Source organism: Desulfitobacterium hafniense DCB-2 (assembly GCF_000021925.1).
GTDB classification, from domain to species: Bacteria; Bacillota; Desulfitobacteriia; order Desulfitobacteriales; family Desulfitobacteriaceae; genus Desulfitobacterium; species Desulfitobacterium hafniense.
This window is the reverse complement of the sequence record NC_011830.1, coordinates 4,153,180-4,172,567: the sequence shown is the minus strand read 5'-3', so window position 1 is coordinate 4,172,567 and position 19,388 is coordinate 4,153,180. Positions and strand designations below refer to the sequence as shown.

Sequence of the window (19,388 nt, the reverse complement as noted above, 5' to 3'; positions counted from 1 at the left end):
GGAGGATGATAAACGTGTCAAAAAACGGGAAACGGTATAATCAAGAATTCAAACATGACATTATACGCTTAATCACTGAAGAAAACCGTTCAGTTTCAAGTGTGGTTCAAGATTTTGGGGTCAATGAGCAAACTGTGCGCAACTGGCTTAAGCAAACCAAAGAGAGGCAAGATCCTATCAAGACCAAGATAGCCGAGCTTGAAGCTGAGCTTAAAGCAAGGGATAAAAAGATTGCCGATCAGGAGTTAACGATAGATATCTTAAAAAAGGCTACCGCCATCTTCGCCCAAAGCAACCGGAAATAATCTATCAGATGATTAAAAAAGCCAGCAGCTCCAGCTGCCCGGTTGAGAAGATGTGCGAAACCTTAGAGGTATCTCGGAGCGGTTATTATGATTGGGATAGGCGTGAACCCAGCAAGCGTCAAAAAGAGAACGAAACGATTCTTAAGGTGATGAAGGAAAGCCATACCAAGGCTCAGGCAATGATTGGTCTGGATAAACTTTGGAGCGATGTCAAAGAGGCAGGGTTTCAATGCGGTAGAAACCGGGTTTACCGATTACAAAAGCAACATGGACTATACAGTGTTCGAAAGAAGCCCTATCGCGTCTGTCTCACCGACTCGAATCATGATTTGCCCAAAGCCCCGAATCTCTTAAACCAAAAATTTAAGGTTGAGCACCCGAATAAAGTCTGGGTCACGGATATCACAGAATTTAAAACAGCTAAAGGAAGCAAGCTGTATCTGGCTGCCATCAAGGACTTATTTCATAAAGAAATTGTGGGTTGGGCTTTGGCTGAACACATGAGGACTGAGCTCTGTTTGGAAGCCTTAAGGAACGCTGTCAAGCGTCATAGACCGCTCAAAGGGTTGATTCATCATTCGGATCAAGGGCGGCAATACTGCAGCACCGTCTATGTCGAAGAATTAAAGCACTGGGGAATGATACGAAGTATGAGCAGAAAGGGCAACCCCTTTGATAATGCCTGCGCAGAGTCTTTTTTCAGCACCATTAAATCAGAAAGGCTCCATCACAAAACATACAAAGACATCGAGGAAGCAAGGCGGGATATCTTTTGGTACATCGAATGTTTTTATAATCGACAACGGAGGCATCAAGCGTTAGGGAATCTGACACCGGCAGCTTTTTTAAAGAAGCACTGTGAGACCCAAAAGGCTGCTTAGGGTCAACTTGGTAGGCGCCTGTCAAGGGGCGGTGTCAGCCGAGACGAAGTCCTTGCCCTTGATAGGCCAACTAGCTAAGACCCTTATGTCTCAGAACAGTTTAAAGACTGTTCTGCTGCCACCCGGCGAGGGCGGGGTTTCAGGGGCTGGCCCCTGAGAGAGCAGCTTGGAGCATTTACTTAAGATGAAAAAAGAAGCAATCCTGCGATTCTGGGAGAATCCCTAACTCTAGAATGTCCGTTTTATCGAGAAAAGGTCATAAGGATGATAAAACTGAGTTGAACGAACTTCGTAAGAGAATAGAAATTTTAGAATCAAAATTAGCAATGTAATACATACCCAGATGGCAGCTCCGCGGTCGGCTTTGCCCGGGGATGGAGGCGAAACATCGGTATAAATCTGACAATATAAAATAAACTGACCAAAACTATAAATAGTCATATTCTCCTTCAAGATGTGGTATAACAAAATCAAAGAGGAGCCAATGGTATCATCTCCTTCCGGAGGAAAAGCCGACCGCTCTGCAAGCCTTTTCTGTTACAGAATAAAGTATTACATACGAGCACTCGTTTGCGGGTGCTTTTTCCTATTTGGAGAGAAGTCCTAACCCGGCAAGGCTTGGTTCTACATTAAATAGTGCCGATAGCTTTTGGGATTCGCCTCAAAAGAATATCCTCAAAAGAAGATATTAAAAGATAAAAATATTAAAGGATTTTACAATTTATGGTCGAAATACCTAAGAATAGAGAGGGTTTTTTATATAATCCCTGTGATACCATACGGCGGTGAAAGATCCGGGAGCAGGACGATAGACCTGCTCAGTTCAAGGAGGCTTGAAGATGTCCCGTTTGATTCCCTTTGCTCAATGTATTGCCCGGCCCGATGAGCAGGGCGGAACACATCTGTTGAAGGACCATTTGCTCGGGGTTAAGGAGGCAGTGGAACAACGGCTGAAAAGCGAATGCTGCCCCTACTGCCATGACCGTATATTCATCCGCTTGGCTGGCTTGGCCGGGGTTTGCCATGATATGGCCAAGGCCCATAGAAGGTGGCAGAGTTACATCCGGGGGCAGAACAAGGGGGGGCCGAACCATGCTCCTGAAGGCGCCTTTCTTTTTTCGTATTTGGGTTTTCACCTGCTGCAACAGGAAAGTAAGTGGCCCTCATATGCCGTTTTCTGGCTGTGGCTGACCCGGGATATAGCCGATCACCATGGGGCGTTGAAGCATCTCGACGAGAAGCATCGGATAGGAGCAGGGACTTGGGAAGAGATGGATTTGCCCGGTATCACCAGGTTCATAGAACAAATCTATCCTGAGCTTCGCCAGGTCCCCATAACGGCTGAAGCTTTGGACCAATGGATCGACCGGCTTTATGATGTGCTCCAAGAGGCATCGGATGGTTTGGATTTGGGATATTCCCCCGATTACGGCAAGGCAATGGCTCAATTGACTTTTTGGCGGGAATTGACCACAGCCCTGATTGCCGGGGATCGGTTTCACGTTGCCCCTATGGAAAGGGTCGGATTTAGTCAAGAGGATCACATCCGGCATGACCGGGCGCTGGATGAATTCTGCCGGAATAATGGGGAGCAGGTCATGGCAGACATCCGCGGCCAGGCGCAAAGGCAGATTCTTAATCAGCTGGCAAGGGATCCCCGGCGCAGAATCTATACCCTGGAGATGCCCACCGGCTACGGCAAGACCATCACGGCTCTGAAAATCGCCGCCTGGCTGGGAAGAGAACAAGGCTATGAAAAAATCATTTATGTAGCGCCTTACCTGTCCATCCTGGAGCAGACCAGCGGTGTGATGGAAAAGGCTATGGGTGCCTCTGTCCTGGAGCATCACTCCTTGGCTGTGCTGGAAGAAAAGCAGAAGGATGAAGACCGGGAAGAGGAAGGACAGTTTCATTCCGGTCAACTGATGATGGAGGCCTGGGCCAATCCCGTCATTTGCACCAGCTTTCAGCAGTGGTCCAAAGCCCTGTTCCCGGGCAAGGCTCAGGATACTCTGCGGCGGGCTTATCTCCACAACAGTGTGGTGATTATTGATGAACCCCAGATCTTTGCTCCTGAAAGCTGGAATGTTTTTTTGTGCGGTTTGGAGTCTGTCGCCCAATTATATAATCTGCGCATTTTCTTTTTGTCCGCCACCATGCCTCCTTTTGATTACGGTTTGTCGGAACAGCCGGGTTGCCTGGCTGTAAACCCTGTACAGCAAATTGAACGTTATCAGGTGGAGCAGAAAAGAGAGATGGATGAACAGGGAGTGGCCGGCTACCTGCTGAAGGGAAGCGAGCTCTTGGCAGCGGATGAAAGGGGCTTATCTCAGGCAGCCATTCTCAACACCATTGCCGATGCCTATCTGGTCTATAAACAATTGGCCGCCAGGGTAGAGCCGTCTCAACTGAAGCTGTTGCACGGCATGATGATTCCTCTCCATAAACGGGTGGAAATCGAGAAAATCAGGCACTTTCAGGCGGAGAATAAGCGGGAAGGCCAGTATGTGGTCTCCACACAGATTATCGAAGCGGGGGTTGATCTCAGCTTTGATCATATCATGCGGGCCTTGCCGATCCTTCCTTCCCTTATTCAGGCAGCAGGACGGGTCAACCGCAATGGTTCCGGGAGGCGGGGGATTTTGACTCTGATGACCTTTTTAAGGGGAGGAGAGAAAAATACCCGCGGCTTCATTTACCCCTCTGAACTGCAGAAGCTTACCGATGAACTCTTGCAGAAGCAGGATGTATGGCTGGAGTCGGAGCTGTTGGAGCTGATCAAGGAGTATTATAGGAGGATGTTCGCCCGCAACTCTTATGAGGCGGGCAAGCAGGCGATTATTGATGCTTATGAAGGGAATTGGCCCTTGCTGGGACAACAGTTCAAACCCTTTGGGGAGGATTACTTTAAATTGCCGGTGTTTGTTCCCTGGCAGACCGAAGAAGAGGATCAAGCCTATTTTCCTCAGCGGTTTGTAGAGCTGCAGGAGCGGTTGGGACTTTATGAGGCGGAAGATATTTACGCTTGCTACGAAGACAGGGATTATTATTCCCGCCTGTCCTTCAAGGGCAGAAAAGAATTTATGATCCTGCTGAATCATTATGTGGTCAATGTTCCGGCTAAGCTGGCTTTTTCCTTGGTGGGCAAAGAACTCTATCTAAAGAACAGGATACCCTGCTTGTGGAGCGGGAATGATTATGATCCGGTGGCAGGCCTGGCCAAACGGGCTGTGGAAGGGTTTGACGCCATAATTTAAGCAGTGGGGAGGGAGAGGGTTTATGGAGCATCCGGAGTTTAATCTTACCGGGACCCATATCTGGTATTATTATTGCTGCCCCAGGGAGGTCTGGCTGATGCTCCGCCAGGTCAATCCCGACGAGGACGACCCTAATCTGGATTTGGGACGGTTCATCCATGAGATGAGTTATGCCAGGGATAAAAACAAGGAGATCTCCTTGGGCAATATCCGACTGGATATCGTGCGTCAGGACAAAGAGGGCTTGGTCATTGGAGAAGTCAAGAAAAGCTCCAAATACGCCAAAAGCGCCCGGATGCAATTGGGATTTTATCTTTTGGAGCTGAAAGAGCGGGGCATCGAAGCCAAAGGGGAACTGTTTTTTCCCAAAGAGCGCAAGAAAGAAGAGGTGGCTCTCACAGAAGACATGGAGAAGGAACTGCTGGAAACCATGGAAAAGATCAGAGGGATCGCCCTTCTGGAAAGGCCTCCCCAGCCCCAAAAGATTCATTTCTGCAGAAATTGTGCCTATAAGGAATTTTGCTGGGCTTAGTGCGTGTGCATAGTGCTGCCAAGGGTTGAGTTAACAGCACTTGGTTTTGCGAAAATGGAGGTGGATTTGTGAAAAAAACCTTATATATCTTCTCCAATGGTCAGCTCCGGCGGAAGGATGATACGATTTTCTTCGTCAATGAGGAGGGGGATCAAAAATATATCCCTGTGGAAGATACCTCCGAGTTGATGGTCTTTGGGGAGGTGGATATTAATAAACGATTCCTGGAGTTCTGCACGCAAAAGGAGATTATCATTCATTACTTTAATAACTATGGTTATTACAGCGGTACCTTTTATCCCCGGGAACACTATAACTCAGGGTATATGATATTGAAGCAGGCTGAAGCTTACCTGAATGAGGAAAGAAGGCTGTTGCTGGCGCGGCAATTTGTGAACGGTGCTTTTTTAAATATCAGGCAGGTTCTTAAATACTATGCCAATCGGGGCAAGGAAGTGGGGCCCCGGTTAACGGAGATAGAAAAGCTGAGTGAAGGTATAGGAGCTGCCGGCACGATTCCTGAGCTGATGGCTTTTGAAGGGAATATCAGGGAACATTATTATAAGGCCTTTGACGCGATTCATGGCCACCCGGAATTTGTGTTCGAGGGGCGCTCAAAGCGGCCTCCTAAAAATGCAATGAATACCTTGATCAGTTTTGGCAATTCCATTGTATACTCCACAGTGTTGAGTGAAATTTATAAAACTCATCTGGATCCGCGCATCGGCTATCTTCATACCACTAATTTTCGCCGGTTTAGTTTGAATTTGGATGTGGCGGAAATCTTTAAACCGATTTTGGTGGATCGGGTGATTTTTACTCTGATCGGGAAAAAGATGATCAAAAAGAGCGATTTTAAAAAGGAGTCCGGGGGCTTAATGCTGAAGGAGAACGGACGGAGGGTTTTCGTTGAGGAGCTGGAAAACCGTTTGAAAACCACCATCAACCACCGGGATATAGGCACTCCGGTGTCTTATCGGCGCTTGCTTCGTCTTGAGCTGTACAAGCTGGAAAAGCATCTCATGGGTGAGAAAGACTACGAGCCTTTTGTCAGCCAGTGGTGAAGAGTTGAGAGCACACTATCGAATAGACGGTATGCAGCGACTTTTGAAAGGGATAGGCATAAATTTAGGGGAGAGAAAATTCGGAAGATGAGGTATACTTATGTTTGTGATCTTAGTCTATGATATGGGGGAAAAGCGGGTAGCCAAAGCACTGAAGCGGTGCAGAAAGTACCTGAACTGGGTGCAGAATTCTGTCTTTGAGGGAGAGATTTCGGAAAGCAATCTGGCAAAGCTGAAGATGGAGCTGGACAGGATTATAGTGCCTGAAGAAGATTCGGTTATTATTTATACACTGAGGACGACCCGCTATTCTGAGCGGGAGATCATGGGTTTGCGAAAGGGAGGTCAGAATTTAATCATATGAAATTGTCGTCGATGTGCAGTAAGGTAAAAATCCCTGGAGATCGACGACAAGGGATGTCGCTTAGTAAGCGGCCTGCAGAGAATAGTGAAATTTTTGAGACGGCTCCAGGGAGCTGTAGATGTTGATTTTATGCGGGTAAAATGGTTGTTAGCTTACCTATAAGGGATTGAAACCCTGCTGGAAGCCATACGCACCGGCTCCAACCCCACAGTTGTTAGCTTACCTATAAGGGATTGAAACGCAAATGCGTTTTTGGGCAATCCCAAAAGCACACCGAGTTGTTAGCTTACCTATAAGGGATTGAAACCATATGAGCGCCGCCAGTTCGGCCAGCCTGGTGTTTGTTGTTAGCTTACCTATAAGGGATTGAAACGCTTTCAGAAGCTTCGGGTGAAAATTGAGCGGTTTGTTGTTAGCTTACCTATAAGGGATTGAAACTAAACATGACTCAAAAACTCCGTGACCTCAAGGATGGTTGTTAGCTTACCTATAAGGGATTGAAACATATCATCCACACTCATGTAGAGAAAATTGGGCAAAAGTTGTTAGCTTACCTATAAGGGATTGAAACTTATGTCCTGCGGTCTCTTCCATTTGCCGTATTAAATTGTTAGCTTACCTATGAGGGATTGAAGCCAATCAGATTAAGGAGAAGCAGGAACGGCTTAGAGAGATTAGAGCTTCTGAGAAGAGTCTAAAAATATATGTACATCATGTCGGCGGTAGTTGTTGCCCAAGAGAGATCACAATGCTAAAGGCTCAATAAAATATGTAATACAGGAAAGAGTAATTATGCGGAGGAAAGAGTCTGTCCGAAATAGGTACGCGCGTACCTATTTCGGACAGACTCTTATTTGATGAAAAAGTAAAAAATTGTAACAGATAAAATGACGTGGCAGGAGGTCTAAATCTAGTCATCCCCTACCGCTCACCCCGGTGCAGAGGCAATGACACGAAAAGGTTTTGAGAAGAAATCCGTCTATGAAGTATCAAGATGGAGCGGGAGGGCTGGACGATGAGTCGCGGCTTGTAAATTCCATTACCTTCATTTTGTACCACCAAAATAGCTCAGAGCGCTGGACAAGGGACAGGGAAGATCATCCCTATTTGGCAGTTGTGAAACCAACGTGAAAAAAGGGCTCACTGGGCTGAACCTCAGCCCTGCATTCTCCCCCGCATGGCTTTGAGCAAAAAGTCATTCAGCTTGCTCATATATCCGGCATGGACCTGAGCATCAAGATTGGCCAGCAGATCCAGCTCATAGGACAGTTCCTTGAAGGCTCTTTCCAGAGCTTCATATTTGAAGGCGACCTGGCTGGTGAACAGCTTAGTTTGGGCGGCGGCCAGGTCGTTGCGCACCCTTTGATAGCTCTTATAATTCATGTTTTCTTTGAGCTTTTTATTCTGAAGTGTGGCTTTCTCTACGTTCTCCTGCAAGGCCTGCTGAGTCTTGCGCAGCTCCACCGCTTCCTGCTTCAGGCTGTCCCGCTCCTTGGCCAGCTCGGTGTTTGCCTCCTTGACTCCGTCCAGAGCTTGCCGGAGGGCCGTATTTTCCTGCTCGGCCCGTTCTTTTTCCTGTTGGATTTGTTTTTGTTTGTCCACGGCCTTCTTCAGCTCCCGGGTGCTCATGTTCTCGATATCCAGATCGAGGAGGAGCTGAGTCCGTTCTTCTTCCGGGACGCCCAGAAGGATCAGGGCCTGAGTATAGCTTAACTTGGACAGCACCTGATCCTGTGCGTCGGAGTCAAGCAGGGAGGAGTGAGGGAGACCGTAAGCATCATAGAGGCGCATCAGCTTGGCGGCTCTGTTAGGGGAAAAGTCCACCGATTCCTCCAGCCACTGCAGCCACTCCCCATGAGGGAGCAAAGCCTTGGCCTCATGCAGACGACGGCCGATCTCAATAAAATTATGCAGCACTAATTTTTCCGTCTGGTCCTTGATGCTGTTGATTTCCACGGCAATGATCAGGGAGGTGCGTTCCGGGACAGTAGGATTCATGGCTACACCGCTCCTTTCTTTTCCTTCTTTCACATCATATGATTAGAGAGGGACCCCAATGACTGGCAGAAAAAGCAGGACCTGTCCGAAATAGGTACGCGCGTACCTATTTCGGACAGGTCCTTTGGCATTAAAGAACCGGTAGATAAGTTTGGGGGCGCAGCTTAGCCTTGCACTATCAGAAAGTATAAGCTTGCGCACTATACTTTCTAAGCATAAGGGCAACCAGCGACTTCGCCTCCTTCGTAAGTATGCGTTTAAGGCACGGCGAAGCCGGGTTTTCTTTATCGCGCCTATCTTTGCCACAAGGCTAAGCCCGTCAGTCTCCCGCCCCTCAGAAAAAATTTGCCGCTCCGGGTAACCTCGGCTAAAGCAGGCCCATACATTGTAGAGGCGGTCTAAACCCTGCCAATCCCCCGGAAAGGAGGCGGTATAGCATGGCGGTAACATCCACCCCTTTGAGCTCAGCCCTGGTCATCGTATACCAAGCCGGGCTCACCCCCTTGGGAGCCCCGGTAACCAGGCAGAAGAGCCTGAACGGTTTGCGGTTCGACGCTGATGAACAGGCGATTTATAATGCGGCCCACGCCTTGTTCAGTTTATCCCAGTACTCGGTGCTGGATGTCCTGAACCGGAAAACCTTCGAGCTCCTTGAGGAGTAAGAAAAGCTTAAAGAGTACGGGAAAAATCCAGGTGGGGAGGAGGTGAGACCATGGCGATCACAACCACTAAGGTGGTGAGATTAACCTTTACCACTACGGGAGGAAAGACGTTTTCCATAACCATCCCTAATCCCAAAGATGATTTGCAGCAGGCCGAAGCGGTGGCTGTTATGAATTCCCTGATTGAAAGTGATCTGTTTTTAACTGCCGGCGGTTCTCTGCTGGGGATCAGGGATATCAAGGTCGTTGATACCCAAACCAATGACCTTTATGACCCGCCTCAGGTGTAAGGGATCCTGCTTAGCGGAGCAGTCCCTATCTGCGGGGCAGTTCTCATCCATGGTCCTATCTGTCGGACTGCCGGTAAAATCTGTTGCCGGCAGTCTTGACCTGTCCTTGGCCACGGGTCTGAGATGCCTTCCCCAGGAATTTAAACCATGACCAGAGGCCGTCCTTAGGGGCGGCTTTTCGTGCACGGCAGGCAGTCCCGCCGCCTCGTTTAGCGGGGCAAAGAGTCGAAGAAGATGGCTTGGCGCCCTAAACAGCTTAAATAGCTGTCCGTGCATATTCATCGGGAATTCAAGGTAAACTAACGATGCTGTGGGCATAGACAGCCAAGGGGCTGCCCATGGAATCAGAATCCGGAAGACGAGGTAGGGACGATGAACAAGAAAAAGCGCTGGGCGTTTAAGGGAATTATTTTTACATTTTTCTTTAGTTTTTGGTTGTTTGCCAATGGGGCGGAGGTCCTTGCTCAACTCAACTGCAATCAATGCCATGCCGATGTAGCCAATGAGTTTAAAAGCTCTGTTCACAGCTCCCTGAGCTGTACAAGCTGTCACAGTGATGTGACGACCTACCCTCACCCGGAAAGCGCGAAGGTAGATAAGAAGAAAAGCGTTGCCATGTGCACCACCTGCCATACCGGGCGGGTAGAGGATAGTTATCAGCATAGTTTTCATGGCAAAGCCGTATTCCTGGGCAGCCAGCGCTCCGCCAGCTGTGTGGACTGCCACAGTGCCCATGAAGTATTAAGCCATAATAACCCTAATTCTCAAGTGGCTAAGGAGAATGTTCCCCAGACCTGTGCAAAATGCCATGATAATCCTTCTCCGGGTTTTGCCCAAGGGACGGAGCATTTCGAGCTGTCGGCCATGGGTCCGGGAAAACCCATGTATTATACGGCCAAGTTCTTTGTTTGGCTGACCATGATTGCCATGACCTTATTGGTGATTCATATTGAATTGCAGTTGTACCGTGAGTTGCGAACCATACTGCAAAAGCGCAGGAGGAGTTGATCGGAATGGGTAAGGAGCAGGTTTATCAGCGTTTTGATATCCATCAGCGTATTCAGCATATGGGCATGTTTATCAGTTTTTTTGTCCTGACCATAACAGGGCTGCCGATAAAATTTGAACAAAGCAGACTATCCCAGGGCGTTGTCTCTTTGTTTGGCGGTTTTGATAATCTCTTTTACGTGCACCTGCTGGGAGGGGTGCTCATGATCTTCGCCAGTGTTTACCATCTGATTTATCTGGTAGTGGTCCCCCTGGGAGGCAAAAAGAAATCCTGGGCCATTGTCCCCACCTTCAAAGATTTTAAGGATCTGATCCAGAATCTTGGTTATTTCTTCGGCTTCAAAAAGGAACCGGCGCGATTTGACCGTTATTCTTATAAGGAAAAATTCGACTATTGGGCAGTGTTCTGGGGAATGGTTATCATGGCCGGTTCGGGCCTGATGATGTGGTATCCTCAGTTCTTCACCCTGTTCTTACCCCGCTGGGTGATCGATTCATCCCGCTATGCTCATACAGATGAAGCTATTCTAGCGATCAGCGCGATTTTTATCTGGCATTTCTACAATGTCCATTTCAACAACAGATACTTTCCTATGAGCAAAGCCTGGTATGTGGGAACATTGACCCGTGAGGAAATGGAAGAAGACCATCCCATTGAGCTGGAAAGAATCGAGAGGGAGCCCAATGTACTTAGCAAGGATAAAACTAAGGAGTGAACCTGATGTCCGAATCCAGATTTAAAAACAGCATCACCTTAATTGTTATCGAGATGATTGTCTATGCTGCGGCCCTGGTCGTGCTTCTTAACTGGGGGTTTCATTCCGCTGTTTAGGGAAGCCGGCTGGGAAGAATGAGGGCTGGGAAGAGAAAAAAGTTAAGTTGAATGAGCAAAGTTAAGTTAAATGAGCAAGTTCCTCATGATGTCTCCCCACTATCCAGGAAGGTGGGCATCATCAAGGGCTTGCTCTTTCTTCTCTTTCTTAGGATTAAAGATGAGCAGGCTTTAGCATGAAAGGCCATAAAATGCAGGTCCTAAAGGTGCTTATGACCGCTGTTGTTCAGGCAGCCGGAACGCTGATAGGCCAGGATATCCTCCGGGATTTCCTCCGGCGGCAAATTTTTCGGCACCTCCTCGGTTCCGGCGGCCAGGGCCGTGTCATAATACCAGCATTTGAAGCGGAGGGTGTTCAGCGTTTTTTGCAGCTCCTCCATTTGCTTGGTTACGACCTCAAGACGCTCATAAAATAGATTTCTTCTTTTTTGCAGAGAGCTGTTGCCCTCCTGGCACCAATCCAGAAACAGCTTGATTTCCTTAATCGATAATCCGGAAGTTTTTAAACACTCAATGATGCCAAGGGTTTCGATCTCCGTATCGGTGAATTTCCGGGTCCCGCCCTCGCTGCGGTCCAAATTTGGGAATAAGCCTTCACGGTCATAATAACGCAGGGTGGAGATGGCGATACCGGCAATGTTCGCCACTTCCCCGATGGAATACTGCTGCATGATCGAACCTCCCGAATTTTTTTTAAAATCTTACTTGATCTAAACCTGACTTTAGGTTCTATCATAGACAGTATAGAATCTGTTGATTTCTGTCAAGCTTCATGGAACAGGAAAGAAGGAGAATTCGTATGCCAAACAAGGAAGTTTTCCCAAAGGGCAGTCAGGCTGTCGCCAATTTCACCGGCGCAGCCTTTGTCAACATGCTCGTGCCTGATGGAAGCGGCACTTATAACTGCCAGGTGTATGACGTAATATTTGAGCCCGGCTGCCGGAATGACTGGCACAGCCATCCCGGTGGGCAGATCCTGCTTTGCACCGACGGCATCGGCTATTATCAGGAAAAAGATCAGCCGGCCCGGCGGCTGCAACGGGGCGATGTGGTGGAAATTCCGCCCCAGGTGGAGCATTGGCATGGGGCCGCACCCGACAGCTCATTCACCCATATCGGCATCAGCCCCAATACCCGGAAGGGCGGAGCAACCTGGCTTTTGCCCGTGACGGATGAAGAATATCAACAAGCAACAGGAGGAAATAATCATGTTTAATATGTATGTACCTACCCGTTTTGTCTTTGGCAGCGGCCGCCTGAGGGAGCTGCATCAGCAAAAAATGCCCGGTAAAAAAGCGCTGATTACTATCTCCAACGGCAAGTCTGTCCGGGAAAACGGCGCCCTGGACCGCACACAGGAGCAGCTTCGTCTTGCCGGGGTGGCAATGGTTGTGTTCGACAAAATAGGGGCCAACCCCACCAAGACCGCCGTAATGGAGGGGGCAAAATCTGCCCGTGACCACGGCTGTGATTTTATCGTGGCTTTAGGTGGCGGCAGTGTCATGGATGCGGCCAAAGCCATAGCCATGATGGCCACCAACGACGGCGACCTGTGGGATTATGTGGGGGGCAAAACAGGCAAGGGGCAGGCCCTCCGCCATGAGCCCCTGCCCCTGGTCTGCATTACGACCACGGCCGGAACCGGCAGCGAGGCGGACCAATGGGGCGTTGTGACTAACGAGGAAACCAATGAAAAGATCGGTGTCGGCGGCTATGATGCCAGTTTCCCGGTAGTGTCGATCATTGACCCTGAGCTCATGGTGTCCGTGCCTCCCAAGTTTACCGCCTACCAAGGATTTGATGCCCTGTTCCACGCCACCGAGGGCTATATTTCCAAATTTGCCAGCCCTATGAGCGATATGTATGCCCTGACGGCGATTGAGAATGTGGGGAACTATCTGGTCCGTGCCTGCCGGGATGGCAGGGATATGGAAGCCCGGGAAGGGATGGCCTTTGCCAACACCCTCTCCGGTGTGGTGATGACTGTCAGTGTGACAACGGCGGAACACTCCTTGGAGCACGCCATGTCCGCCTATCACCCTGAGCTTCCTCACGGTGCGGGACTGATTATGATTTCCCGGGCCTTTTACGAATTCTTTATCGAAAAGCACGCTTGTGATCAGCGCTTTGTCCGTATGGCCCAGGCTTTGGGCATGAAGGATGCTGCCAGGCCGGAAGACTTTATCACCATGCTGGTTAAGCTTCAGGAAAACTGCGGTGTGGCCGACCTGAAAATGAGCGATTACGGTATGACTCCCGATGAGTTCGACAAGCTGGCAGCCAATGCCCGTGAGACCATGGGCGGTCTGTTCGCAGCGAATCCCTATGCAATGACTCATGAGGACTGCGTGGAAGTTTACAGAAAATCATATCGCTGACAGGGCCGGCGGTTGAAACCATATCATGATCATTGCTAGGAGTACCGGCCTTTAGACAACGTCATTTTTATGAAAAGGGAGGGAGAAAAGCAAGCTGATGAGCAGACCTTATATTTTCTGCCATATGATGACTTCTCTTGACGGTAAAATTATGGGGTCATATATGGATACCCCCGAAGGAGAGGCCGCCGGTAAAGCGTTTTACAACATTGCTTTCGGCAGCAATCCCCACTACCAGCATCAAGGCTGGCTGTCCGGCCGTATGACCACAGATGATAACTTTACCTTCTACAAACCACCTGTTCTGGATGAGGAAGCTCCTCCGGTCCCCGAGGGAGACTTTGTGGCTTTGCCCAATGCTCCCATGTATTATGTATCGGTGGATCCTTCCGGCAAGCTGGGCTGGGAAAACAGCCAGCTTACCTATGAGGATACGACTGCTCATGTTCTTGAAGTGTTGACCGAAAAGGCCGGTAATGCCTATAAAGCCTTTCTGCTCAAGCTGGGCATCTCCTATATCATCGCCGGCAAAGACGCTTTGGATTATGCCCTGGCCATGGCGAAGCTCAAAAGCCTCTTTGGTATCCAGAGCTTGATGCTGGGCGGTGGGGGCGTTTTGAACTGGTCGTTTATTCAGGCCGGCATGTGCGACGAGCTGAGTGTTCTGATTGCCGCCGCCGCCGATGGTTCCTCGGAAACTCCTACCTTATTCGAAGCACGAAGCGGCCTGGCTGCTGAGAGCCCTGTCGGTTTCACCTTAAAAAGTGCCGAAGTCAAAGAAGGGGGAAGTGTGTGGCTGCGCTACACTGTGAACAAGTAAAATGAATGGAAAAAGCCTGCAGGCTCCATGTTTTGGATTCTGCAGGCTTTTGTGATGTGCCACGCATGGTGATTAATTAGGTGATGAAAGTCGGCATACTCGCAGTTTTTGAGTTGGCATGTCAACTGTTATTGCAGGTGGCTCTTTTGCTTTATGTGATACTTTTTAATTTTTCGGTCAGCCAAGTCAACGCGTTAGGGGTGTTTTTCCACACTGTACAGGCATCTGCCGCGTAAATAACGGCTTCCTCTATACTCCCAGGGGAATAGTAGGCAGGCAGAGGCCAGGGCAGATGCTTTGAGCCTAACAGGTATGGAGGCACATGAGGATTAGAGAGAAGAGCTTCTTTTAGTGATGCCTCAGCTTTGCGATGCTTTAACCTACGGAAGGACAAGAGGGCTTTGCTGTATAACATAAAGCAAGATGACTCAGGATATGTTGACAGGAGTTTTTCCGCTTCCCCGTCCAGCCCCTCAGCGAGCAGGCAGTTGATCAGGATATAGCGAATTCCCTGATTATCGTTAGGGTTTAAACGAAGCAGTTCTTTATAGCTCTCAATGGCTTCCTGCCGGAGTCCGTTTTTCCAGAGACATTCAGACAATCCGGCTAAAGCTCTCATATAAGGTCGGGCCTTAAGATATCCCCAGAAATGGCCTGACTCTTCTTGAAAAAAAGAATCTCCCAAGGCCATGCGGCCAGCTTCTACTCCCTTTGTGTATAATTCCTGGCGCTCCTTAAGTAATTCGCATTTTTCAGCCAGCAGAGTATAAGCATCGGCGCAATAGGGTGAGATGCGCAGTGCCTTGCGAGCCAGGGCAAGGCATTTTTGTCTGTTCGGCTCTTCCCAGGCATCATAAATTAATTCTTGGGCGTGACTGAGTTTTTCCTCAGAGAAGGGGGGATAATCGGGAGTTGCTTTTTTGCTTTTCCGAGTTCGCTTTTCCAGCTGCTTGTCTTTTGGAACCTGATTTAGCGGGATAGGAGAGGGGGCTTTGGGATCATCGGCGGGGAAGAAGTTAACAAAATCAGAATAAACAGGAGTAATTCTTGGATGACTTTGGTAAGTCAAACCTGCCTTCCAGTTGGAGAATTTATTGTCCCGGTGAGAAGAATTGATGAGATATTGATATACTCTGAAGCGTAGTTTGTTGAGGCCTTCCAGGCTGTAATCAACTGTTTCTCTCATAAAGAAACACAAGTCGTTTTCAATATCCCTGATGACTCTGACTCCTGAAGCAAATCCGCTGGGAGGGTGCAAGGGCCTGACATTCAAGGCCTCTAAACCCGATAAAAGCTCCTCGCTGGCAATCATTTGGGGGATAAAGAGAGAGTCCGGCATACCCCAGATGAACTTTTCCTCTCCCTTAGGTTCACTCCAGGCGTAGTGCAGGAAATCGGCAAGAGGAATCAGTCTTTTCGTAGTGGCAATTTGGAAGGTGAAAGTACCGCTGAAGTGATCCCGTAAAACATAATAGACCAGGTGCTCCTTTCGTGATTTATGGCAGCTTTTAATATTCACCCCCAAGGGTTTTTTCTGGTATGTTACATAACCGTCTTTGTCAAAATATAAATGCTGGGAAACGGAAACCAGCAGTTGATGCAGTTGGTTGGAATATTCGGTGATGATGGAATAGCTCAAAGCATCAGCTCCTTATGTTGATAGCCTTTTGATTTTATTATAGCAATGTTTTAACTCAGAATGTTAAACTATTAACACAGTACTTCAAGTTCTTCCGTTTTTTGCGATACTTTTAGAGGTGAGGTGGGTGCAGCGATGAGCAGTAAAAAACCAAGAGTAAGATATGAGCTGAACAGCGGTGATGTAAGCTATTTAACTGATGAAGAAATCAGATCAATACTCCGTGCAGCTGATGAACTCGTTGCTATAGGAGGCAGAAGCATGTTGGCCAAAATTCTCAAAGGCTCCAAAGATAAAAAGGTACGGGAGCATGGACTGGACCAATGTCCTGCCTACGGATACTATCAGGAGCTAACCTTGTCGGAAATAACAAACCGTATTGATTGGCTGATCAAGAAAGATTACCTGAAAATCGAATACAGGGATAGGCTTCCCGTACTTGTCTTCTCCGAAAAAGGCTGGGAAATAGAACGGGAAACCTATGCCGAGGAATTGCTGCAACAACTTATCCAGCTGCTGGAAGGAAAAGATTATAGTTTTGTTCAGGACTTGAAGGATAGAAACAGAGGAATGATCCTGCTGTTGCTTGAAAAAATCAGACGAACGGGCAATGCACGATTTATACCGCTCCTTAAAGCCTGGAAGGAGATTGAATACAAAAAGGTGCAGACTGAAATTCAAAAGGTCATTGATTACTTGCTGAAAGAAGGAACACTACGCTAAAGGATGTGGTGATTGCAGCCGAGAATGAGATATCAAGCGGTGTATAGACGATGGAAATGATGAGAAATGAAAGCCTGCAGGCTCCATACTTTTGGATTCTGCAGGCTTTCGCGTTCTTAGTCATTATTGTTGAAATGTTTCATGGTGCTTATCACAATTTGACGCTGTTCCTGGGTAAGCGTCCCCCATAACAGCAGGAGCTCTTTCTGGTCTAACGTGAGCACCACGGCCTCGCCTTCATCAGCAAAGAACTGTGCCATTGTAATGCCAAACGCCCGGCATATTGCCTCTATTGTGGGGTATGTCGGAGCGTTATTTCTTTTGAATAAATGAGAGATTGTGGATTGTGGTAGGTTGGCTTCTTTGGCCAGCTTATATTCCGACCAGCCCTTTGTATCCATCAATTGCTTGATGCGTTCTTGTATGTCCATACATTTACCACCCTTCATGCGGCAAGCAAAGCAAAATGACGCCGGAACTCTGCTCCGGCGTTATCTTTTATAGTAGGCCATGAATGGCCGTCAAGGCATTTCCTCCCCCTCACTGGCCAGCAGACGTTCCACAATCTCCTCTTGGGGAGTCAGATAGAGGGTCCAGTTCTTCTCATAGATGACCATGCCGGGCTTGGCGGCATTAGGCTTTTTAATATTCTTCACATGAGTATAATCCACCGGAACCAAAGTGGAGCCCTTGGCCTGACTGAAATGGATAGCCAGGGCAGCCGCCTCTTCCAAAGTGGCGTCATCGGGGAACTCTTCACCCTCTTCCAGGGGAATCAGCACATGGGAGCCGGGGATATTCTTGGTGTGGAGCCAGAGGTCCTGGGGACGGCCTTTTTTGAGGGTCAGCCAATCATTCTGACGATTGTTTTTGCCCACCAGAATGGGGCGGTTTTGACTGGAAAAGTAGATTTTGGGTTGGGGAGAATCGGCTTTAGAGCCCTGTTTAGAACCTTGTTTAGCCCCCTGCTTAGCTCCTTTGGCATCCTTGGCACCCTTGCCGCCCTGTCCCTGCTTGCTGTTTTTATGAGGTTTGCCCTTCTGTTTGTTTTGCCCCGGATTTTTTCCTTCCCCTGCCAAAGGCTTGCCATGGTGCTTGCCATGGTGTTTGCCGGACAAATAGTTTTCCTCAATCAGTTCCTTATGAACCTCATCCAGCTCAGAGGGTACAGTGGCTTGCTCCAGGCTTAAAAGAACGGAATTAAGATAAGCGATTTCCTCCTCCACAGCGTCTTTAAGGGGCGTTGTTTTTTGAATAGTGGCTTTGGCCTTATTGTAAAGCCGGTAATAGCGTTGGGAATTTTCAATCCCCGTCAGCTGAGGGTCCAGGGGAATATTTACTTGGGGCAAAGATTCTTCATTATAATCCTCCGCCGCAATCTCCTTCATCCCCAGTTCAAGCCGGTAGATGTTGGCTGTAAGCAGTTCTCCCCAGCGCTGGTAGTTCAATCCTTTGGCGGCCGTGGCCAGGGTATCCTCATAGATGCCTTTTTTCTTGTGCAGATGCTGGAGCTGCTCCTGAATAATTTTGCGCAGGGAACCCCGTTTGGCCTCCAGGGTGTTGCTGGAGGCTTTGCTCTGATAAAAACTCGCCACGGCTTCAGCCAGAGTGGGGAAGCTCTGGGCAGGAAGGCCCTGGTACTGTTGGAAGGGCAGAAGGGTAAAGGCAGTAGGAAGAGGGTTGGGGCGGGTGAGTTTAACAGCTCCCTGATAATAGAGGGTGGGCTCCAAAGGAGGAGTATGAGCTGGATTGGCTAAAAGGGTGTAGGCCTGGAAAATCCGGGAGAGGTCAATATCTCCGCACTGATCAAGGGTGATCGTCTGCGCCAATCCGGACCGGGTCATGATTTCCCGGGCCAGTTCCGGGCTGATTCCCGCGTAGTGCCTGACCAGCAAGTCCACAACTTTTTCGCTGAGTCCATCCCGGAAGAGGATGGTGCGCCATTCTTCCTCACTTGCCAGAGGATCGGCTTTTCCTTGGGAAGGAGGGGCGAGATAGAGGCGTCCGGGCAGCACCTCACGATGACGGCTTAAAGCATGGGAGTAGCGCTTCAGTCCATCCAGGATCAAGCCGCTTTGAGGATCCACTAAAATAAGATTGCTGTGCTTGCCCATGATTTCCAGATAAAGATGAAGGGTAGCCAAATCCCCATACTCGTTATAGTTTTGCACGGTGAGAAGTACGATCCGTTCCAATCCTAACTGCTCCAGGGCCAGGATCTTGCCCCCCTCGATGTGTTTGCGCAGGATCATGCAGAACATGGGAGGGGAAGCGGGGTTTTTCTTGCTTGTTTGGGAAAGATGCAGCCGTGCCGCTGTGGCTGAGATATTGAGCAGGAGCCGGTAAGACTGGCCCTGGCTGCGCAGCTGGAGATGGATTTCTTCTTTCTCCGGCTGGGTGATTTTATCAATGCGGGCCCCCGCCAGTTGGGGGGCTAATTCCTGAACCAAATGATGCAGGGTAATGCCGTCTAAGGCCATATATAATCTCCTCTCTGAGTTGGAAGGTTTCACTCAAGCCGCTAAGGGAGCCATGCCCGGCGCCCCCTAAGCTTCTGGGCAACAAAATGCGGATTGTCCATAGTATAACACAAATCTTGGGTATTTTTCCTGCTCCTCCTGAATAAGCATGTACA

18 protein-coding genes and 1 CRISPR repeat array are annotated in these 19,388 nt (G+C 48.8%); of the genes, 13 read left to right on the top strand and 5 right to left on the bottom strand.

What is annotated here, in order from left to right; all coding sequences use genetic code 11:
- Window positions 1–5 precede the first annotated feature (5 nt).
- The 5 genes from DHAF_RS19640 (at window position 6) to cas2 (ending at window position 6,403) form a co-directional block, all read left to right on the top strand.
- A protein-coding gene (locus tag DHAF_RS19640; protein WP_085930657.1) for an IS3-like element ISDha7 family transposase occupies window positions 6–1,186 on the top strand; the annotation gives its coding sequence in 2 pieces (ribosomal slippage) (window positions 6–258 and window positions 258–1,186; 1,182 coding nt in all).
- Window positions 1,187–2,025: 839 nt separating this feature from the next.
- Window positions 2,026–4,443: a CRISPR-associated helicase/endonuclease Cas3 gene (locus tag DHAF_RS19635; protein WP_015944883.1), complete on the top strand. Its 2,418-nt coding sequence runs from the start codon at window positions 2,026–2,028 to the stop codon at window positions 4,441–4,443.
- A gap of 22 nt (window positions 4,444–4,465) precedes the next feature.
- Window positions 4,466–4,975: a CRISPR-associated protein Cas4 gene (gene cas4, locus DHAF_RS19630; protein ID WP_005817556.1), complete on the top strand. Its 510-nt coding sequence runs from the start codon at window positions 4,466–4,468 to the stop codon at window positions 4,973–4,975.
- A gap of 68 nt (window positions 4,976–5,043) precedes the next feature.
- Entirely contained in the window at window positions 5,044–6,039 is a 996-nt protein-coding gene (gene cas1b, locus DHAF_RS19625; protein ID WP_005817555.1) for a type I-B CRISPR-associated endonuclease Cas1b, read from the top strand.
- Window positions 6,040–6,139: 100 nt separating this feature from the next.
- Window positions 6,140–6,403 (top strand): CRISPR-associated endonuclease Cas2, encoded by a 264-nt coding sequence (gene cas2 / locus DHAF_RS19620; protein WP_005817554.1) that lies wholly within the window; start codon window positions 6,140–6,142, stop codon window positions 6,401–6,403.
- A 143-nt stretch (window positions 6,404–6,546) separates the two neighbouring features.
- Window positions 6,547–7,039: a CRISPR direct-repeat array (repeat unit 30 nt; unit sequence GTTGTTAGCTTACCTATAAGGGATTGAAAC).
- Between the two features lie 519 nt (window positions 7,040–7,558).
- On the opposite strand, the gene DHAF_RS19615 is transcribed toward cas2, so the two are convergent.
- On the bottom strand, window positions 7,559–8,401 hold the full coding sequence (locus DHAF_RS19615) for a DUF3102 domain-containing protein (protein WP_015944882.1): 843 nt from the start codon (window positions 8,399–8,401) through the stop codon (window positions 7,559–7,561).
- A 437-nt stretch (window positions 8,402–8,838) separates the two neighbouring features.
- Between DHAF_RS19615 and DHAF_RS19610 the strand changes: the two genes are divergently transcribed.
- From DHAF_RS19610 to DHAF_RS19595, 4 genes are all read left to right on the top strand, one after another.
- The gene (locus DHAF_RS19610) at window positions 8,839–9,063 is read left to right on the top strand and encodes a DUF1659 domain-containing protein (protein ID WP_005811933.1); all 225 of its coding nucleotides are present in this window, start codon (window positions 8,839–8,841) and stop codon (window positions 9,061–9,063) included.
- Between the two features lie 50 nt (window positions 9,064–9,113).
- Window positions 9,114–9,353, top strand: a complete 240-nt coding sequence (locus DHAF_RS19605; RefSeq protein WP_015944881.1) for a DUF2922 domain-containing protein — start codon at window positions 9,114–9,116, stop codon at window positions 9,351–9,353.
- 372 nt (window positions 9,354–9,725) lie between these two features.
- Window positions 9,726–10,361 (top strand): cytochrome c3 family protein, encoded by a 636-nt coding sequence (locus tag DHAF_RS19600; protein ID WP_015944880.1) that lies wholly within the window; start codon window positions 9,726–9,728, stop codon window positions 10,359–10,361.
- 5 nt (window positions 10,362–10,366) lie between these two features.
- A complete protein-coding gene (locus DHAF_RS19595; protein ID WP_005811924.1) occupies window positions 10,367–11,077 on the top strand; it encodes a formate dehydrogenase subunit gamma in 711 nt (236 codons plus the stop codon).
- A 316-nt stretch (window positions 11,078–11,393) separates the two neighbouring features.
- Here DHAF_RS19595 and DHAF_RS19590 read toward each other — a convergent pair whose 3' ends face one another.
- Window positions 11,394–11,864, bottom strand: coding sequence for a MerR family transcriptional regulator (locus tag DHAF_RS19590; RefSeq protein ID WP_011460578.1), 471 nt, complete (start codon window positions 11,862–11,864; stop codon window positions 11,394–11,396).
- A gap of 128 nt (window positions 11,865–11,992) precedes the next feature.
- Here DHAF_RS19590 and DHAF_RS19585 point away from each other — a divergent pair, with 128 nt between their 5' ends.
- From DHAF_RS19585 to DHAF_RS19575, 3 genes are all read left to right on the top strand, one after another.
- On the top strand, window positions 11,993–12,409 hold the full coding sequence (locus tag DHAF_RS19585; protein ID WP_015944878.1) for a cupin domain-containing protein: 417 nt from the start codon (window positions 11,993–11,995) through the stop codon (window positions 12,407–12,409).
- Window positions 12,402–13,571, top strand: coding sequence for an iron-containing alcohol dehydrogenase (locus DHAF_RS19580; protein WP_015944877.1), 1,170 nt, complete (start codon window positions 12,402–12,404; stop codon window positions 13,569–13,571). Before DHAF_RS19585 ends, DHAF_RS19580 begins: the two co-directional genes overlap by 8 nt.
- A 97-nt stretch (window positions 13,572–13,668) precedes the next feature.
- Window positions 13,669–14,391 carry a RibD family protein gene (locus DHAF_RS19575; protein ID WP_011460575.1) on the top strand — a complete coding sequence of 241 codons (723 nt, stop codon included), beginning with the start codon at window positions 13,669–13,671 and terminating at the stop codon, window positions 14,389–14,391.
- Window positions 14,392–14,542: 151 nt separating this feature from the next.
- On the opposite strand, the gene DHAF_RS19570 is transcribed toward DHAF_RS19575, so the two are convergent.
- The gene (locus DHAF_RS19570; protein WP_011460574.1) at window positions 14,543–16,030 is read right to left on the bottom strand and encodes a tetratricopeptide repeat protein; all 1,488 of its coding nucleotides are present in this window, start codon (window positions 16,028–16,030) and stop codon (window positions 14,543–14,545) included.
- Window positions 16,031–16,165: 135 nt separating this feature from the next.
- On the opposite strand from DHAF_RS19570, the gene DHAF_RS19565 reads away from it, so the two are divergent.
- Window positions 16,166–16,753: an RQC domain-containing protein gene (locus DHAF_RS19565; protein WP_005811916.1), complete on the top strand. Its 588-nt coding sequence runs from the start codon at window positions 16,166–16,168 to the stop codon at window positions 16,751–16,753.
- Between the two features lie 116 nt (window positions 16,754–16,869).
- Here the strand turns inward: DHAF_RS19565 and DHAF_RS19560 are convergent, their stop codons facing one another.
- A complete protein-coding gene (locus DHAF_RS19560) occupies window positions 16,870–17,184 on the bottom strand; it encodes a helix-turn-helix domain-containing protein (RefSeq protein WP_015944876.1) in 315 nt (104 codons plus the stop codon).
- A gap of 90 nt (window positions 17,185–17,274) precedes the next feature.
- The gene (locus DHAF_RS19555) at window positions 17,275–19,233 is read right to left on the bottom strand and encodes an Rqc2 family fibronectin-binding protein (protein WP_015944875.1); all 1,959 of its coding nucleotides are present in this window, start codon (window positions 19,231–19,233) and stop codon (window positions 17,275–17,277) included.
- Window positions 19,234–19,388: the final 155 nt, after the last annotated feature.